We start from the raw sequence: 18,864 nt of genomic DNA, 5'->3' as shown, positions 1-18,864 counted from the left end.
CATTTAATGCTTTATCTTATAACCAAGCGCTACTGCTGCATCCGTGTCATTTATTCCTTCTTTATACCTAAATCGAGGCTTTTATGAGCCAAGCTAATCAACCTGACTCTAAAAAAAATTCTGCTAAAAAGCTATCAGCCGCGCCTTCAAATACGCCTAAGCATAAGACTTTATTGCGTCTACTAAGCTACCTTAAACCGTATTGGTGGGCGCTAATATTAGTCATAATAGGCTTTGCAATTAATGCGGCAACAGAGATTTGGATTGCCAAATTGCTGCAATATATCACTGATGCCATCAATCAAAACGATCGAAGTAAGCAAGCTTGGTTTCCAGCCCTGATTATTATGTTGTTCTTTGTCCGTGGTGTGGGAAGCTTCTTGGGTAATTATTACTCAGCATTAGTATCGCGTAATCTTGTGTATGAGATACGAGTAGAGGTGTTTAATAAGCTACTGCGTTTGCCAAGCTCATTTTATTTGGCTAATTCTTCTGGTACTATTTCTTCCAAACTCATTTTTGACGTAGAGCAGGTGACCGCAGCCAGTACAGATTCTATGAAGACCTTGGTGCGTGATGGTTTGACAGTTGTAGCCTTGATAGGTTTTTTACTTTATACCAACTGGCGCTTAACCCTAATCCTATTTTTGGTGCTACCACCAATCTTATGGTTGGTTAATTTTGCCTCTAAACGCTATATGAAACTCTCCAAAGGTATTCAAGAAACCATGGGCGGTGTCAGTCATATAACAAATGAGGTCGTTGGTGGCTATCACGTGGTTAAAAACTATGGTGGTCAAGCTTATGAGTCACAACGGTTTGATGAGGTATCAAAAAAGAATCTGCGTCAAGGTATGAAAATAGTTGTTACTAATAGTATCAATACCCCTGCCGTACAGCTATTAATGGCAATGGCAATGGCTGTCGTTGTATGGCTCGCGCTACGACCATCGGTGATAGATAGCATCACGGCAGGTGAGTTTATCTCATACATTGCAGCGGCAGGTTTGTTAAGTAAGCCCGTGCGCTCACTCACTGACGTTAATCAAAAGCTACAACGCGGTCTTGCCGCGGGTGAGTCTATATTCGAATTGCTGGATGAGCCTGAAGAAAACGATACGGGTATCCTTGAACCTTTATTAACAGGCAGTATTCAGCTAAGTGAAGTTAGCTTGGTATACCCGGATTCAACTGTAGCACTACGTGACTTTAATTTGGACGTGCATGCAGGTGAAACAGTGGCATTGGTGGGACGTAGTGGCGCTGGTAAATCTTCTTTAGTCAACTTGCTTACCCGTACCTTAAATACTTCTTCTGGGCAAATTACCCTTGATGGTATGCCGATTGAAGATATAAAGCTTGAGAGCTTACGAGCACAGATTGCCATGGTCAATCAACAAGTGGTGCTGTTTAATACCACAGTGTTTAATAATATTGCCTATGGCAGTCTGGCGGATAAAACCCAAGCTGAGGTTGAGCAAGCAGCAAAAGAAGCTTTCGCCCACGACTTTATTATGAAAATGCCAAATGGTTATCAAAGTGAAGTTGGTGCTGAAGGTTTGCAGCTGTCTGGTGGTCAACGCCAGCGTATCTCTATTGCTCGAGCATTACTAAAAGATGCGCCGATTTTGATTTTAGATGAAGCCACCAGTGCTTTAGATAATGAGTCAGAATACTACATTCAAAAAGCGCTAGATAATATTATGAAAGACCGCACGACGCTAGTGATCGCGCATCGTTTAACGACGATTGAGTCCGCTGACCGTATTGCTGTACTAGATGGTGGTCAGATTGTTGAGCTAGGTACGCATGCTGAGCTGATGCAATTGCAGGGTCATTATGCGCAAATGTATGCGCGTGACTTTGAGTAAATGTACTGAATAAATTTGCTGTATAAATAGGATAAGTAACAAATCATCATGAGTATTGAAACCACAATGACGCGTGCATGGCAACGTCAGGCCGCTTGGCTCTGGCTACTATTGCCTGTTAGCGGGTTGTATGGATTCATTACGATGCTACGTCGGCAGGCTTATAAAACAGGTCTGCTTTCAAGTTATCGTGCGCCTATTCCAGTAATGGTTATCGGTAATATTACGGTAGGTGGCAGCGGTAAGACACCGTTAATTATTGAATTAGTCACTCATCTACAAAAGCAAGGCTTAAAGGTGGGTGTTATCAGCCGTGGTTATGGGGGTGATAGCAGCCAGATGCCAGCTTTGGTGCATGCTGATAGTTTGCCAAGCATCGTAGGTGATGAGCCCTCTTTAATCGTCAATATGACAGGCACTGCTATGGCAGTATGCCCCAATCGTAAACAAGCGATTACAACCTTATTAAACGCTTACCCTGATTTACAACTGATTATTGCTGATGATGGCTTGCAGCATTATGCGCTGCAACGTGATATCGAATGGATAGTGGTTGATGCGTCACGCGGCTTTGGTAATCAGCAGCTGCTACCAACCGGTTTTTTACGTGAACCCATGTCACGCTTACAAGGCGCAAATGTGGTTTATCATGAAAAAGCAGAAATGATAGGGATTTATAATAATAAAGCCAAACCTAATCGTTTAACCATGCATCTACAAGCTGATAAATTGCAGCTTTTATGGTCTTCTGCTGCTGAGATAAATAGCTCAAATGTCACAGCAGAAAAAATGCCTATGCCACCTATGCCAAACAGTCGGGTACATGCGGTAAGCGGTATCGGCTATCCACAGCGTTTTTTTGATACCTTAATATCGCTTGGTTTCGATGTCATTGGCCATGCTTATCCGGATCATTATGATTTTAGTTTGCATGAGCTTTTACAACATACCGAGCAGCCTATCATTGTGACTAGCAAAGACGCGGTTAAAATCAGGGCGCTGCTATTGGATGCGATTAGTCGCCAACCACTTAGCAAAGAGTATCAAGAGCTTGTCAGTCGCCTATGGGTATTGCCAGTGACTGCGGTGTTATCGGACAGTTGTTATGAGAGCTTACAGCAGCAATTAAAAGCTTTAAATATTGATATCAATAATGGCTAGAATTCTAAAAGCTTAGATAATTTTTATAGGAATAAATCATGTCGTCAGTCTTAGCCTCAGCCGAAACTATGCCAACAGCAGCAACAACTGAAGTAACGCTAGCCAAAACGCATATTGTTATTCCTGCGCGCTTTAAAAGTACCCGTTTACCTGGCAAGCCATTATTAACTATCCATGGCAAACCGATGATACTGTGGGTAGCTGAAAAGGCACAGTTGGCTGATTTTGCTGATGATATGTGTATTGCCACGGATGACGAAGCAATTGCCAAAGTTTGTAGAAAAGCAGGCTTTGACGTGGTGATGACCAGTAGCGCGCACGCGTCAGGAACTGACCGCTTGGCTGAGGTCGCGACTATTAAAGGCTGGGCTGAGCATGATATCGTGGTCAATATGCAAGGTGATGAGCCTTTAGTACCGCCGTTATTATTAGAGCAAGTTAAAGCACTGTTGGTACAAGATGCCGAGAGTGTGATGGCGACTTTATGCGAACCTATCGAAGACTACGAGACGTTTATGCGCCCATCGGTCGTTAAAGTCGTCAGTCAGACCTCGAACCATCGACAGCGCGCACTGTATTTTAGCCGTGCGCCGATTCCGTGTGACCGTGATGCAGTATTGGCAAAGGACAGCGCTACACAGCAGCAATCGCCAAAAAATGCTTATCGCCACTTAGGGTTATACGCTTACCGCGTCAGCTTGTTACAGCAGTTTGTACACTGGCCGCAAACGCCACTCGAAACACTGGAAAGCTTAGAGCAGTTACGCGTATTAGAAAATGGTGGCCATATTGCTATTGCCCCAGCCGCCTGTCATCTGCCAGCAGGCGTCGATACCCAAGAAGATTTGGACCGTCTAAATGCCATGAGTTTAATAGATTTTCAAAACTGCTAATGTAGATAATTAATAATAGCCTAAGTAAAAAACCAATATTTTTGATTAAAAATAATTGGTTTATTCGGTCTTTAAAGGTTTTAAGTGTATTAGCAGATTGATCATATTAAAGGTGTTCAGTGTGTTAAAGGTAGTGAACGCATTAAAAGCATTGAGCGATGACCATAAGTGAGATAACTGAAATGACCAGCACAGTGCCTTTGAGCGATAGTATTTATTTTGCACCGTTACTACCGTGGCAAAATGAGTTATGGTCGCAGCTGACAAAGCGGGTGTTAATGCCGCAGCAATCCTTACCCCATGCACTTTTAGCGGCTGGGATGCAAGGGATGGGTAAGCGTGCTTTTGTCTGGCGCTTGGTGGCATGGTTATTATGCCGTGAGCGCGATAGCCATCCGCTCGGCGCTTGCGGCGTTTGTGAGAGCTGTCAATGGCTTAGATCAGGGACGCATCCAAGCTTACAAGTCTTACCAATGATTAGTATGCCAGTCAGTGCCGATAATGCCCATGCTAAAGAAGCAGCAACTAGCACCGCAAAAGACAAAAAATCTGCCAAAGCTGCTAGTAACGCCGCGTTAAAAATAAAAGTCGATGATATTCGTGCTCTACAGCCGTTTATTTATCAAGGCGGGCAGGGCATGCGGATTTGTGTGCTAGATTATGCAGAGCAAATGACCATTGCTGCGGCTAATGCGCTGCTTAAAACCTTGGAAGAGCCGCAAGCGCAAGTGCATTTATTCCTCATCAGTGATGCTCCGGCGCAGTTACTGCCAACCATTAAGAGCCGCGTTCAGCAGCTGGCATTGCAAACGATTGATCCTGCTGTTTCAGTCGATTATGTCACTCATGCTTTAGGCAGTACGGTCAACCGTGAGGCGGTCGGCACGGCGGCCATTGAGCAGCTGATACAGTTGGCAAATGGCGCGCCTTTAGCAGCGGTGGCCCTTGCACAAGCGCCTTGGTATAGCAAGCGCGCGTTATGGCTGACAACGTGGCAAGCGTTACGTAGCGGTAAACGCAGTAGCATTGCGGCAAGCGATTATTGGCAAACCCAGCTGAGTATAAGCGAGTTTATTCAATTGTCGGAGCTAATGCTGGTCGATATGCGCCGTGTATGTTTGGGTCTCGATGCGCTGCAAAAGGATGTTGATTTATCCGCCTCTTTAAGCAATTATAAACCTGCTGAAAGTAGCTTTGAGGCATTTATAAACAGTCTGCAACAAACAAAAATCGCCCTACAACAAAATGTGCAAGAAAAATTCGCTTATGATAAGCTGATGCAAGAATTGGCGTATTTATAAATCAAAATAAAGTAAACCTCACTCATAAAGGAAGCTAACTATGGCAATGCCAGGACGTGGCGGGATTTTAACCTGTCATATTGAAGATATGGAAACGTTATACGCAAGCTATTTATCCTTTGTGACCAATGGCGCGTTGTTTGTGCCGTCTGATAGAATACAAAAACTGGGCGATGAGGTGTTTATTGCCGTGACTTTGCCCAATTCTAGCGAACGCTTGCCTATGAACGGTAAGGTGGTTTGGATTAATTCTAAAAGCCAAAGTGGCCGTCCAGCAGGTTTTGCGGTGCAGATAGGTACAGATATCGCTGGGCTAAGAATTAAAAATGAGGTCGAGCGTTTATTGGCCGGTAAGATTGATAGTTTACAGTCGACTTATACCATGTAGTGTTTTTACAGATCAGCAATCGTATTCGCTATGATTATTATAAATACTAGCGAAATAATATAAAAAAAGCAGCCTTATAAATATATAAGGCTGCTTTTTCATGCGTCATATTTTATTAAATAATACGTGCATAAATTTGTTTATTTAATAACGTGGTGGCACATACATATCATCAGGAATCGGTTCGCGGTAGTATTCGTCATCGCGCTTGCGTTCAGGCAGCTCGACCTCATCACGCGGTACTTCTTTATACGGGATTTGCTCTAGTAAATGGGCAATACAGTTTAGCCGTGCGCGTTTTTTATTATTGCCTTCGACCACCCACCATGGCGCTTCAGGAATATGCGTGCGCTCAAACATGGTCTCTTTAGCCTTGGTATAATCCTCCCAGCGGCGGCGTGATTGCAAATCCATCGCCGACAGTTTCCACTGTTTAAGAGGGTCATGAATCCGGCTCATAAAACGTGAATGTTGCTCATCATCGGTAATCGAAAACCAATATTTGACCAAGCGAATACCTGAACGTACCAGCATGCGCTCAAATTCAGGTACCGATTGGAAAAACTCTTCGTACTGGGCATCGGTACAAAATCCCATGACGCGCTCGACGCCCACACGGTTATACCAGCTGCGATCAAATAAGACAATTTCACCAGCAGCAGGGAGATGCGCCACATAGCGTTGGAAATACCACTGCGATTGTTCACGTTCTGTTGGAGCCGGTAGGGCAGCCACTCGGCAAACACGTGGGTTTAAGCGCTGAGTAATGCGCTTGATAGCGCCGCCTTTACCAGCAGAATCACGTCCTTCAAATATCACGACGATACGCTCACCATATTCAACCACCCAATCTTGCAGCTTAATAAGCTCTCGTTGCAGGCGCAATAACTCTTGAAAATAGGTACGGCGATCAAGCTTTTCTTGCTCACTCATCTCGCGCCCATCAAAACGAAAGTCGCGCACGTAATCGTCTATCTCATTTTCAAGCTCTTCATCATAGCTATCTATTAAGTCTTGATGCATTTTTCGGCGCAGCTCATCGCCAAACACCTCTTTATCCATTCGGGTAATGAAGCTGCCTTGTTCAAGCGCTGATAGCTCACGCCGCTTGGTCGTGGTTAAGGTTTGCCGATCAATCGACGAGGGATCCTTGCTCATAGTAAGCTCCTAATACCTATTTTTATGACTGCCTTTTATGATGACAGCTCTTTATATGACAAATTTTTATATGAATGCCTTTTATAAAGCTATTTTAACATATCTAATGATGCAGCTATGAGTGAGCAGTGTTCGATTGATTAGACAATTCATTTTCTAATGTTTTTGCGAACAATGGAGTAGTTGATGATTGCATATAATCTCTATTGGTATTATGACTTTAAAAAATTTGATTGAGAGCGGCTTTCAGCGTCTTTTTAGACAAAAAAACACCCTTTAATCAATAGATTAAAGGGTGTTTTAAAAGCTTAACGTTATTGACTGTCTAAGGATATCTTAGAGTAATTATTTCTCTAAGATGCAAGTTACACCTTGACCACCAGCGGCGCAGATAGAGATAAGCGCGCGACCTGAACCTTTTTGATCCAGTAATTTAGCAGCAGTGGCTAGGATACGACCACCGGTTGCAGCAAATGGGTGACCGGCGGCAAGTGATGAACCATTGACGTTTAGCTTGCTACGATCGATAGAACCTAATGGCGCATCAAGACCCAGACGCTCTGAACAGAATTTTTCATCTTCCCAAGCAGCAAGGGTTGATAGTACTTGTGAGGCAAACGCTTCATGGATTTCATAAAAATCAAAGTCTTGCAAGGTCAGACCAGCACGCTCAAGCATACGCGGTACCGCATAAGCTGGCGCCATCAGTAAGCCTTCTTTATCGCCAGATTTACCGATGAAGTCAACAGCAGCGGTTTCTTGATGAACGATATAAGCCAATGGCTTAAGGCCATGTGCTGCCGCCCACTCATCAGTACCTAGTAGTATACAAGAAGCACCATCAGTTAGCGGTGTAGAGTTAGCCGCTGTCATGGTTGGGTTGGCATTCTTTTTGCCAAATACAGGCTTTAATTTAGCTAATTTCTCTAAAGTAGTATCTGGGCGCAAGTTATTGTCGCGCGTCAGACCTTTATATGGGGTAATTAGATCATCAAAGAAACCTTCATCATAAGCGCGCGCTAGGTTTTGATGGCTAGTAAAAGCAAGCTCATCTTGTGCTTCACGGCTGATGTTCCATTCAAGTGTGGTAATCGCTTGATGGTCGCCCATTGATAAACCGGTACGTGGCTCGCCATTTTGCGGGGTATCAAGTAAATCTTTTGGATTTAAACCCATTAGCGCTTTTAGACGTTGTTTGTTGTCTTTAGCAGCGCCCAATTTAATTAACACTTTACGTAAGCCATCGCCAACTGCGATAGGCGCGTCAGAAGTCGTATCAACACCGCCAGTAATGGCCGAATCGATAATACCAAGGGCGATTTTATTGGCAGCAGCAAACGTTGCTTGCAAGCCAGTACCACAAGCTTGTGAGATATCATAGGTTGGGGTATGTGGGTTCAATGCCGTGCTTAGTGTCGCTTCACGCGTTAAGTTGATATCGCGGCTCAGTTTCATGACTGCACCAGCAACCACTTCACCGACTTTTTTGTCTTGTAAGTTAAAACGCTCAACCAAACCATCTAACGCTGCGGTTAACATGTCAGTGTTGCTGACATCTGCATAAGTACCGTTTGAGCGAGCAAAAGGAATACGGTTGCCGCCTAGGATAGCCACACGATGTTGACCTGAGCTAAGCTTGGTTGGGCTGGCTTTTTTAGCAGCAGTAGTGGTTTTGTTAGCGCTAGTCGTATCCGCTTCTTTGGCTTTGTTGTCATCTTTAGCAGCGTTGTCTTTTTTAGAGCTGGCTGTTTTTGTATCAGTAGCTTTAGTGTCGTTAGCTTTAGTATCCGCTTTCTTCGACTCAGTCGCTTTTGAATTAGCAGCTGACTCTTTCGCAGCTGATTCGGTATTTTTTGTATCGCTGGCTTTTACAACGGTGCTTTCAACAACAGGGCTATCAGGGTGATTATTTTTATTACTCATAATATTATCCTTAAAAAGTATGGGTAGAAGAAAAAAGGGAAGAACGTATTAATGAAAAAAAGCAGTAAAAAAGTGCTTAATAAAAGTCTTAAAACGTTAAAAAAAATCGTATACAGATACTATTACTGAATGATTGCTATCTAATGACAGCGATTATATTACATAACAATGGTTAAAATGCAGTGGCTTATCATAAGGCGTTTTTTACGGCCTTACTGTATGCCTTTGGCAAATGATGTGACATTATGTTTAAGCTATCGCAAGGGTTAATAACGTTTCACGTCAGTTAACAACAGCCATTTCGACTGGCTAGTGTTGATTATTTGCATTGCATAACAGAGCTTTTGATAATATATTGTTATCTATAAGTGCGTTTGCCATAACTTATACGTTAGATTTTAGCATAAGTTTGGTGTTTTTGACCCGAGAAAAAGTGGCCATCTTGTATACTGGCTTGTCTACAGATTGTTATAGACATTAGTGGCTTTTGGACTTGTTTCGCATGGAAGTGTATAGTTGAGGCAGTTTTAAGCCCATTTACTAAATGCTAATAATTTTTATCAATGATAGTGCTGGTGAGTCTTTATAATAGGCGCATTGCATTTTTGTTTACTATTATTTACCCGTTAATTTTTATCTTACTCGTTAATTATAGGATTATATTATGTCAGACCGTTATGGTGATTTTGTTCAGTCTTCTATTGGTAAAAAAGTAGCAAAAAACTTAGGCTTGCCTATGCCAGTAGAGCTTGATCGTTTTGATAGTGGCCAGCCTGCGGTACGTGGTAGCGTATTGGTTGGTCGTGCTAATGGTGATAATACCGCCATCAGTGAGTCAGTAGCCCGTATTTTGTCAGAGCTGCATGCTGACGTGTTTGTAAATAGCAGTGATAATGTGAAAGATGCGCTGTCTGATGCCGGCGTTAAAGCCAAGGCCAATACAGGCGGCGATGATAAATTTAAAGTCCTATTATTTGATGCCAGTAATATCAGTAATGCTGATGAGCTAAAGCAAGTGTATGAATTCTTTCATGCTGTTGCGCGCCGCGTCGAGAAATCAGGTCGCGTTATTATTATTGGTCGTCCACCAGAAGACATCACGGATATCGAAGCGGCATTGGCACAACGCGCGCTTGAAGGTTTTGTGAAGTCGGTCGGTAAAGAGTTTAAGCGTGGTATCACAGCCCAGCTTATTTATGTTGCCGAAGGCGCTGAGCAAAACTTAGACTCAACATTACGCTTTTTCACCTCAGCACGTTCAGCCTATGTTTCAGGACAAGTGGTACGTGTCAGTAACAGCGCTAACGTTGACGTTGATTGGGCACAGCCTTTGGGCGGCAAAACCATGCTAGTGACTGGCGCAAGTCGCGGTATTGGTGAAGCAATCGCCCGTGTTTTAGCACGCGAAGGCGCTCACGTTATCTGTCTTGATGTACCACAGCAGCAAGCTGACTTACAAAAAGTGGCAAGCGAAATCAGTGGTTCAGTCCTAACAGTCGACATCACCAGTGAAGATGCGGGCAAAGAAATCGCTGAAGCCGCGCAAAAACGTGGCGGTCTAGATTCAGTGATTCATAATGCTGGTATCACGCGTGATAAAACGCTTGCCAACATGGACGAGCAAAAATGGGATATGGTCATCAATATCAACTTGGGCAGTATTGCCAAGCTAAACCGCTATTTGCTTGATAATGATGTGCTAAAAGAAAATGCGCGTATTGTTTGCGTTTCATCAATCTCAGGTATCGCCGGTAACTTAGGTCAAAGTAACTATGCGACTTCTAAAGCAGGCGTTATTGGTTTAGTCAATGCCACTGCTAAACAGTTAGAAGACAATGCGAAAGGTATGACGATTAACGCTGTTGCCCCAGGATTTATCGAAACGCAAATGACAGAAGCGATTCCATTTGCCATTCGTGAAGCCGGTCGCCGTATGAACTCAATGAGCCAAGGCGGCTTGCCAGTAGACGTAGCTGAAACCATTGCATGGTTTGCTTCACCAGCTTCTGGCGGCCTAAATGGCAACATTGTACGTGTGTGTGGTCAAAGCTTATTAGGTGCTTAGTAAATATAATGCAGGCAAAATTCTGCTTAATAACATAGATGATTAATCTCAATTAAGCTTGCACTAAGTATATGATATCCAGTAAGGTTTTAGATTTACCTCACATATGCTTACGAAAAAATTGCTGATAAATTGTAATAAAGCTGCCCTAGGGTGGCTTTTTTATGATAAAAACACAGTAATAATAACTTGCCCGGTTTGTTAGATGGTTTTTTATGTTGGCGGCGGATTATTACTATAATGATAAATAGCTGGATTGGGTAAAGGGAGTGACCCTCTTTGTTGGGCGAAATTACCTTTTAATCAAAACCTATATTAATCAAAATAAGTGTCAATATTACTTAAAGCAAGTATTAATCAAAGTAAGTATTAGTCAATGCACTTACTAATAAACGAATGCATCGCATTTTACATCTAGCCAGAAAATTTGCTCAAGCCCCACTTAGGATTTATTATGTCAGACAAACATTATGATGCGTTGCCAAAAGCGCATACCACTTATGCTAATATCGTCAAAAGCTTATTGCCTATTGGTAATAGCGGAAAAATCAGTCGCGATCAATTGCCACAAGCGACCTATTATGTAGATGACTTGCACATCGATCAAAGCAATCTTGATGACTATCGTAAGATTTGTGGTTTCGCTGATAATGGCAAAGTGCCTGTGACGTATTTTTCGGTCTTATCACAGACGTTGCAGATGAATATGATGGTCAAAGAGCCGTTTCCATTTGCCATGCTAGGTTTGGTACACGTGGATAATAGCGTCACTCAGTATCGTCCTATCGGTGAGCGTGAAACGGTTGCCATGGCGGTAAAATTTGATAACTTGCGTGATCATGCCCAAGGTCAGCAGTTTGATTTTGTCACCACAGTGAAATCAAATGATGAAGTCATTTGGGAAGGGACCTCTACTTATTTATCACGCGGCAAAAAATCAAGCAGCAAAGATAAAAAAAGCACGCCGCGTCCAGTAACCGTGAAGCCAGCAGTCAATGAAGACGGTGTGCACAGCATCTTTGAAGTACCAGAAGATATCGGTCGTCGTTATGCGTTTGTTTCAGGTGACTTTAACCTTATCCATCTGCACCCGCTATCAGCACGCGCGTTTGGTTTCCCAAAAGCCATTGCTCATGGTATGTGGTCAAAGGCCAAATGTCTGGCTTTGATGGATGAGCTGCCAGATGCTTGTACGGTTGAAGTGTCATTTAAACTGCCTATCTTTTTGCCAGCTGAAGTAGAGCTGATTGCGGAACCAGTCGCACAGCTTAAAAATGCAGAAGATAGCTGTGAGTTTGGCTTATATAGCGCCAAAAACGACAAGCCGCATCTTGCAGGTGTGATTAAATTGCAAGCTGACAACCAGTAAAATAGGCCATATTTTTTAACATTCATATTTCACGAACACCTCACTAATTATGACTTTACATGAAAATGCAATAAGCGCCGCTGAGCCTGATAGTTCAGCTGTGATAGACCAAAGCGCTGCTCATGAGCAAAGCGATACTAACGAACAAAATGCTGCAAGCGCTATAGATAACGGTATCAATTTAGCAGATATATTTGAGCCTTATTTTCGTCCGGAGGCAAACACCATTGTCTGCGGTGCACTCGATGAAGCAAAAGTAGCCGCTTTGGCGGCCGCTGGCGTTGAGTTAGTGATTAACCTGCAGCCTGATGATGAGCTAAGTTTTGATGAACGAGCGGCGGTCGAGGGTGCTGGCATGGCTTATGAGCAGCTACCTATAAGGGGTGCGAACGATTTAAAACAGCTAAAGATATTGGCATTTGATAACATCTTACGTCAGCATCATGGCAAAAAAACCGTTATGCATTGTGGCTCTGGCAATCGTGCTGGCGCAGCAATTGCGCTGCGTGCCGGCTGGTTACGTGGGCGTAAAATGGATACGGCGATGGAACGTGGGCGTAGTCATGGTTTGACGAAGCTTGCAGAAGAGGTTCATAATCGTTTATTAGTGCCACGCTAAGCTATCGTCGATGTCATTTAAACTGATTAGCATCACTCAATAAAAAGGCGACCAATAGGTTGCCTTTTTTACGAGAAAATTTTATCAGCAGGCAGTTTTTTAAGTGTAATAACGGTTTTTTATAACTCAGATTAAAAATAAAGCGAGTAAATAATGATAAAAAATAATGAACAAGCAAATAATAACAACGTCCATGAATCAAGCGCCCCGAATGAAGCGATTAAATCAACTGTCGCCATTAACCTTGATCTTCAGCAACGATTACAACAACTGCTAACGGACTTACAGCTTGATGATGCGCCAGCCGGTGGGGCATTAGTCGTTTGTCAGGCGGGACAATGCATCGCTCAAGCAAGTGTGGGCATGGCACGCGCGGATTTGTCATGGAGTCCTGATACGTTATCGCTTAATTTTTCGACGGGTAAGGGTATTTTGGCGACCTTGGTACATGTATTGGTCTCGCAGCAATTACTTGATTATGACCAACCGATTGCTGATTATTGGCCAGCTTTTGCGGCGCAGGGCAAAGAGCAGATTACGCTGCGTCGCGTGATGTCGCATCAGGGCAATTTATTTTCCATTCAAAGTATCGATGTCGATAATAAAACCGTGCTTGATTGGAATATAATGCTAGAGAAAGTTGCCGCCATGCCGATAACTGCTCCCGAACAGAGTGAGTTATATGATAGCGCTTATAGCGCGCTGGTTTATGGCTGGGTGTTAGGCGGCGTGATAGAAGCCGTTACTGATATGCCATTAGCTGACGCATTGCGCCATTATTTAACCGAACCTCTTGGGATTGCAGATAGCTGTTATTTTGGCGTACCAGAAAACAAGGTAAACGACGTTGCGCATCTAGTTAAGTATTTTGAGACAGCAGAGCAGGTAGCAGAGCAAAAAGACGATTTAGGAACAAACCAAGAAAGCAGTCAACAAAGCGGGCAAGCGCGTCCTCGCCGTAGTAAACCAGTGTTAAGGGCAGACTCTGCCAATACTTTGCATACTTACACCAGTCTACCAAGCTATGCTTGTTGGCAAAAAAGAGCGCTAACCAATCAAACGAGCGCAAATGATGGTAAAAATGAGAGTACAAACGAAAGTACAACGGTAGATGAGCTACCCAGTCTAGATACGGCAAAAATTAATCGTTTATACTTTAATAATAGCCAGCTTAATTTAAAAAATTATAAATCCGCTCTTATGTTAGCCAATAAGCAACCTATTGATTATTATGATAAACGCACATTACAGGCTGTTATCCCTGCTGCCAATGGCGTGGCCTCAGCGCAAGCATTAGCGACTATTTATGCCATGCTAGCCAATGGCGGTATATGGCAGGGGCAGACACTCATTGATGAGCAAACCTTTCAGCAGCTATCAACCCCGCAAGTTACCGGCATGGATGCAGTGATGCCTGCAAAAATGAACTGGCGTTTGGGCTATCATCGCCGTTTTAGTCTTTGTGATAGCAAAGCTGGTGATGATAGGGCGCAAGGCTTTGGTCATATGGGTTATAACGGCTCGGTTGCTTGGTGTGACCCTACGCGGCAACTGTCATTAGCCTTTATCCATAACTTTGACGTAACGATGCTTAATGATGTCCGTCAGTTTGCGCTAACGGAAGCAGTATTGGATTTGGTGGATGCTGACAGATAAGGTTAATTAGCATCATCGGCACTTAATACTAATGCGACTTATTTGGCGTCATTTTAAGCAGCCTTGTCGCACTTAAACCATGGATAAAGATAGAAGTTAAAATCACAATGGAGCACACTATCCAAAGTTTAAGGGCATCTTCATTATTAAAGAATCCTTGATTGAGGGCATAAGATAAATAGTATAAAGTCCCAATACCACGAATACCGAGCGCAGAAATAGCGTATTTTTCGGTACGTGGAAGGTTTAATCCTGATAAAGCGATAAAGCCGCCAATAGGACGAATCAGCAATAAAAAGGTAAAGCTGACAATATAAACGCGCCACGTCAGCTCAACCCCCGCTTGCAAGCCTTGACCTAAGAACATGCCAAAGATAACAAGCACTAAAGACATCAGCAAACCTTCTGATTGCTCAGCAAAATCGTGCAATTTGTGATGATAGCTGTGTTCGCGCTCTGAGCGCCGAAAGGCAAAGGCTGCAACAAATACGGCAATAAACCCATAGCTATGCACGTATTCTGCCAGTCCATAGGCAAGCAATGTGATGGCAATCACCACATACCCTTGGGAAATAGTGGTGTTGTGGCTGTATTTCGAAAACACCAGCTTTGCCAAAACTTTACCAACCACAATGCCAACTATCAGGCCTGCGCCAATTTTCCACAGCACATCATGGGTGAACCAAGACCACAGCATCTCACCCGTGAACTGCTGCCCTCCGCTATAAGCTTCCGCTATCTTAATCGCGAGATAGACAAAAGGAAATGCGAGACCATCATTCAACCCCGCTTCTGAGGTTAAAGTAAAGCGCGGTGCATCTTCGCCGCCGGTGTTAGGCGGGCCTACTTGAATGCTAGAGGCTAATACGGGGTCGGTCGGGGCCAGTACAGCGCCGAGCAAGATGGCAGCGCCGAGCGTCAAACCAAAAGCATAATAGCCTAAGACGGCCATTGCAAAAATACCAATCGGCATGGTGATAAGCAGTAAGCGCACGGTCGGTCGCCATAAGTGCCACGATAGCTCAGTATCAATCTTAATACCCGCACCAACTAATGAAACTAATACCACAATCTCGGTCAGTTTTTCGATAATAAGACCATTATCAATCGGGTTTAAAAAAGATAAACTCGTCCACCAATAACCCATCAGTAAACCAAAGCTCACCTGTAACATGGGTAATGAGATGGGCGTGCGTTTAAAAATAATAGGAAACAGCGCCCCAAATAAAAAGGCAATGCCGCAGACCAATAAGAATAAATTATAATTTTCAATCATAAGTTTGCTGCACGCTGTTTTATAGGATTTAGAGATGCGATATTAGATGGTGTTTATTAGATGGTGTTTATTAGCTCTTAATAATGAGGCTAAACGCTTTTTAATACCGCAAAAAAACGTTATCAGAATGGCGGCTACGTTGTTTTTTGGTGAAAAAAAAGCCTGCATAGCGCAGGCTTTGGATAATTCTATAAGAGTATTGCTTTAAGACTGTAGTTTTAAAAACTTATAAGCAAAGTTTTTTGCTTAACGCTCAACTTGGCTCACATCACGGACGGCACCGGTATCGGCACTGGTCGTCATAGCCGCATAAGCACGTAGGGCAGGAGAGACGTGACGCTCACGACTCACAGGCTTCCATGCATCGCGACCGCGGGCTTCCATGACTTCACGGCGAGCTGCCAACTCTTCATCACTGACCTGCATATTGATAGTACGGTTTGGGATGTCGATATGAATGGTATCGCCTTCTTCTACCAGGCCAATCGCGCCACCTTCAGCCGCTTCAGGGCTGGCGTGACCAATTGATAAACCTGAGGTACCACCAGAGAAACGACCGTCAGTTAACAGCGCACACTCTTTGCCTAAACCTTTAGACTTTAGGTAAGTCGTTGGATACAGCATCTCTTGCATACCTGGGCCACCCTTTGGGCCCTCATAGCGGATGATGACCACATCACCGGCTACGATTTGATCAGCAAGCACAGCTGCTACGGCATCGTCTTGCGATTCAAAAATGCGTGCGCGTCCGGTAAAGACTAAGATGCTTTCATCGACGCCAGCGGTTTTGACCACGCAGCCACGTTCGGCGATGTTGCCGTAGAGTACTGCTAAGCCGCCATCGGTTGAATAGGCATGCTGAGCACTACGAATACAGCCTGACTCGCGGTTGACGTCGAGATTCGGCCATTCTTTTGACTGTGAGAAGGCCTCAGTAGTACGGACGCCACCAGGAGCGGCGATGTAACGTGCACGCGCCTCAAGATTGTCAGGGTTCATGATGTCCCATTTATCGATGGCTTCTTTCATCGTGGCGCTATGAATGGTTGGCAAGTCAGTATGGAGTAAGCCTGCACGATCAAGCTCGGCCAACAGCGCAAATACACCACCAGCACGGTGTACATCTTCCATATGGTATTTTTGCGATGCAGGAGCAACTTTTGCTAGGCAAGGCACACCGCGACTTAAACGATCGATATCATACATTTTAAAATCGACTTCGGCTTCATTGGCGGCTGCTAGCAGATGCAAAATAGTATTGGTTGAGCCGCCCATGGCGATATCTAGAGTCATCGCGTTTTCAAAGGCAGCTTTGGTGGCGATAGAGCGCGGCAATACAGAATCATCATCTTGCTCGTAGCGGCGTTTGGCCAATGACACAATCGTGCGCCCAGCTTCCAAGAATAACTCGCGGCGCAGCGAATGAGTGGCCAGCAGCGAACCATTACCCGGTAATGCCAAACCTAAAGCTTCGGTCAAGCAATTCATAGAGTTAGCAGTAAACATGCCAGAGCACGAACCACAAGTCGGACACGCTGAGCTTTCAATGGCTAAGACGTCTTCATCACTGATGCTATCATCAGCGGCATCCATCATCGCATCGACTAAATCAAGCTTACGAATCGCATTGCCTTTACTGTCAGTGGTATGGACGTCGCTACCGCCATCGTTGTTATGGCTGTGAGCTACAGTGCTGGCAATCACTTTACCTGCTTCCATCGGGCCGCCTGAAATAAACACCACTGGAATATTAAGGCGCATTGCCGCCATTAGCATACCAGGGGTGATTTTGTCACAGTTAGAAATACAAACTAAAGCATCGGCGCAATGCGCATTAACCATATATTCAACCGAATCAGCAATCAAGTCACGACTTGGTAGTGAATACAGCATACCGCTATGACCCATGGCAATACCATCATCGACTGCAATAGTATTAAACTCTTTTGCCACGCCGCCCGCTTTTTCAATCTCACGCGCAACCATTTGCCCCAAGTCTTTTAGATGCACATGACCGGGTACAAACTGCGTAAAGGAGTTGGCAATTGCAATAATTGGTTTGCCAAAGTCGCCATCAGTCATGCCGGTTGCGCGCCATAGGGCACGAGCACCTGCCATATTACGACCGCCAGTAGAAGTTTTTGAGCGATAATCCATGTGATATTCCTTACAAATGAGCGAGATTTATTAACGTGTGCAGCATCCGCTGTCATACTGATAGTGTGCTTTTTATGCAGTGTGAGTACTAGTGAATAATACTAAGTCATTACCATACCATTAGATATGAGTAACTGAAAACAATTAACCCCGAATCATAAAGACTTAAGGGTCAATATTTAGGCAAGACGCTCTAAGATAGCGCTCTCAAACCAAGGCAGCTCGCCTTTATCAGCTTCTAGTTTGGCGATGACGACCAAGGCGTGAGTCGCTGGCAAGAACTGATAATCGGAGCTGGCATCAATAGTCAGTATCTGTTTATCGCCTTCAGCTTGTTCATCAATACTGATTAACGTCTGTTTGGCGTTTTTATATAGGACATCAATACGACCAAAAAACTGCCACTCTTTAAAAGCCGCAGTAAGCGCATCCGCTTCATTTTTGGTATAAATTTGCTGGGTGTCTTTACCGGTATTGGTCCAATGCAAACGTACCGCTAATTGCAGGGCTTCGCTGAATACGACCAATGAGCCAACTACTTTGACATGCCAAGGGCTGGTTATCAGCGCCTTATCAATACCGATAAGTTTCGCAGCCTCATTCGCCGTCATCGGAGTATTAAACTGGGCAAGCAATGACGGTGTTAGCGGATAGGTTTGTTTAATACTGTCATCCAAACTGTCGTAATGATACAAAAAGGGCAGCAGCATATCCTGCGTAATGGTTTTTTTGCTGATTTTGCAATTATGGATACGCCAGCTGATAGCTTTATCGGTCAATGCTTCAGCTAAGATAATGGCATTTGGCTCAATGGTTGACGGCGCGCTATCTTCAAGCGTTTCATTAACCGCAGTATGATTACTCATAGCGTCATGAGCGTGGTCGCTATGAGCATCAGTGGTGTTCGATGATTGGGTTGGCAAGGCAGTCAAATCCATAAACGTAGGGTGATTAAAATAGAGGATTAATATAACATTTAAAGCGCATCACTCGTCAATAAATTAATCGTGATACCTGCAAATCCTCA

General features: G+C 44.0%; 14 protein-coding genes. 9 read left to right on the top strand and 5 right to left on the bottom strand.

The window, feature by feature from the left end; all coding sequences use genetic code 11:
* Positions 1-83: 83 nt before the first annotated feature.
* From msbA to B3Q63_RS00725, 5 genes are all read left to right on the top strand, one after another.
* Complete coding sequence (gene msbA / locus B3Q63_RS00745) at positions 84-1,871, top strand: lipid A export permease/ATP-binding protein MsbA (protein WP_296172619.1); 1,788 nt, start codon at positions 84-86, stop codon at positions 1,869-1,871.
* Positions 1,872-1,919: 48 nt separating this feature from the next.
* Positions 1,920-3,032, top strand: coding sequence for a tetraacyldisaccharide 4'-kinase (gene lpxK / locus B3Q63_RS00740; protein WP_296172616.1), 1,113 nt, complete (start codon positions 1,920-1,922; stop codon positions 3,030-3,032).
* A gap of 68 nt (positions 3,033-3,100) precedes the next feature.
* Complete coding sequence (kdsB, locus tag B3Q63_RS00735) at positions 3,101-3,925, top strand: 3-deoxy-manno-octulosonate cytidylyltransferase (RefSeq protein WP_296172691.1); 825 nt, start codon at positions 3,101-3,103, stop codon at positions 3,923-3,925.
* 182 nt (positions 3,926-4,107) lie between these two features.
* Positions 4,108-5,226, top strand: a complete 1,119-nt coding sequence (locus B3Q63_RS00730; protein ID WP_296172613.1) for a DNA polymerase III subunit delta' — start codon at positions 4,108-4,110, stop codon at positions 5,224-5,226.
* 40 nt (positions 5,227-5,266) lie between these two features.
* Entirely contained in the window at positions 5,267-5,614 is a 348-nt protein-coding gene (locus B3Q63_RS00725; protein ID WP_183617741.1) for a PilZ domain-containing protein, read from the top strand.
* Between the two features lie 144 nt (positions 5,615-5,758).
* Here the strand turns inward: B3Q63_RS00725 and ppk2 are convergent, their stop codons facing one another.
* A complete protein-coding gene (gene ppk2 / locus B3Q63_RS00720; RefSeq protein WP_296172607.1) occupies positions 5,759-6,772 on the bottom strand; it encodes a polyphosphate kinase 2 in 1,014 nt (337 codons plus the stop codon).
* A 345-nt stretch (positions 6,773-7,117) separates the two neighbouring features.
* Positions 7,118-8,695, bottom strand: coding sequence for an acetyl-CoA C-acetyltransferase (locus tag B3Q63_RS00715; RefSeq protein WP_296172605.1), 1,578 nt, complete (start codon positions 8,693-8,695; stop codon positions 7,118-7,120).
* 664 nt (positions 8,696-9,359) lie between these two features.
* Between B3Q63_RS00715 and B3Q63_RS00710 the strand changes: the two genes are divergently transcribed.
* The 4 genes from B3Q63_RS00710 (at position 9,360) to B3Q63_RS00695 (ending at position 14,404) form a co-directional block, all read left to right on the top strand.
* The gene (locus B3Q63_RS00710; RefSeq protein ID WP_296172602.1) at positions 9,360-10,760 is read left to right on the top strand and encodes a 3-oxoacyl-ACP reductase; all 1,401 of its coding nucleotides are present in this window, start codon (positions 9,360-9,362) and stop codon (positions 10,758-10,760) included.
* Positions 10,761-11,214: 454 nt separating this feature from the next.
* Entirely contained in the window at positions 11,215-12,129 is a 915-nt protein-coding gene (locus B3Q63_RS00705; protein WP_201619912.1) for a MaoC family dehydratase, read from the top strand.
* Positions 12,130-12,178: 49 nt separating this feature from the next.
* Complete coding sequence (locus B3Q63_RS00700; RefSeq protein WP_296172596.1) at positions 12,179-12,748, top strand: beta-lactamase hydrolase domain-containing protein; 570 nt, start codon at positions 12,179-12,181, stop codon at positions 12,746-12,748.
* A 153-nt stretch (positions 12,749-12,901) separates the two neighbouring features.
* Positions 12,902-14,404, top strand: coding sequence for a serine hydrolase domain-containing protein (locus B3Q63_RS00695; protein WP_296172594.1), 1,503 nt, complete (start codon positions 12,902-12,904; stop codon positions 14,402-14,404).
* Positions 14,405-14,432: 28 nt separating this feature from the next.
* Here the strand turns inward: B3Q63_RS00695 and B3Q63_RS00690 are convergent, their stop codons facing one another.
* From B3Q63_RS00690 to B3Q63_RS00680, 3 genes are all read right to left on the bottom strand, one after another.
* Positions 14,433-15,680 (bottom strand): cation:proton antiporter, encoded by a 1,248-nt coding sequence (locus tag B3Q63_RS00690; protein ID WP_201624262.1) that lies wholly within the window; start codon positions 15,678-15,680, stop codon positions 14,433-14,435.
* Between the two features lie 246 nt (positions 15,681-15,926).
* The gene (gene ilvD / locus B3Q63_RS00685; protein ID WP_296172591.1) at positions 15,927-17,837 is read right to left on the bottom strand and encodes a dihydroxy-acid dehydratase; all 1,911 of its coding nucleotides are present in this window, start codon (positions 17,835-17,837) and stop codon (positions 15,927-15,929) included.
* Between the two features lie 179 nt (positions 17,838-18,016).
* Complete coding sequence (locus tag B3Q63_RS00680; protein ID WP_296172590.1) at positions 18,017-18,775, bottom strand: hypothetical protein; 759 nt, start codon at positions 18,773-18,775, stop codon at positions 18,017-18,019.
* Positions 18,776-18,864: the final 89 nt, after the last annotated feature.

The sequence above is a fragment of the Psychrobacter sp. UBA2769 genome, from assembly GCF_002352555.1.
Lineage (GTDB): Bacteria > Pseudomonadota > Gammaproteobacteria > Pseudomonadales > Moraxellaceae > Psychrobacter > Psychrobacter maritimus.
The sequence above is the reverse complement of the archived record's forward strand: the minus strand, read 5'-3'. Positions and strand labels throughout refer to the sequence as shown.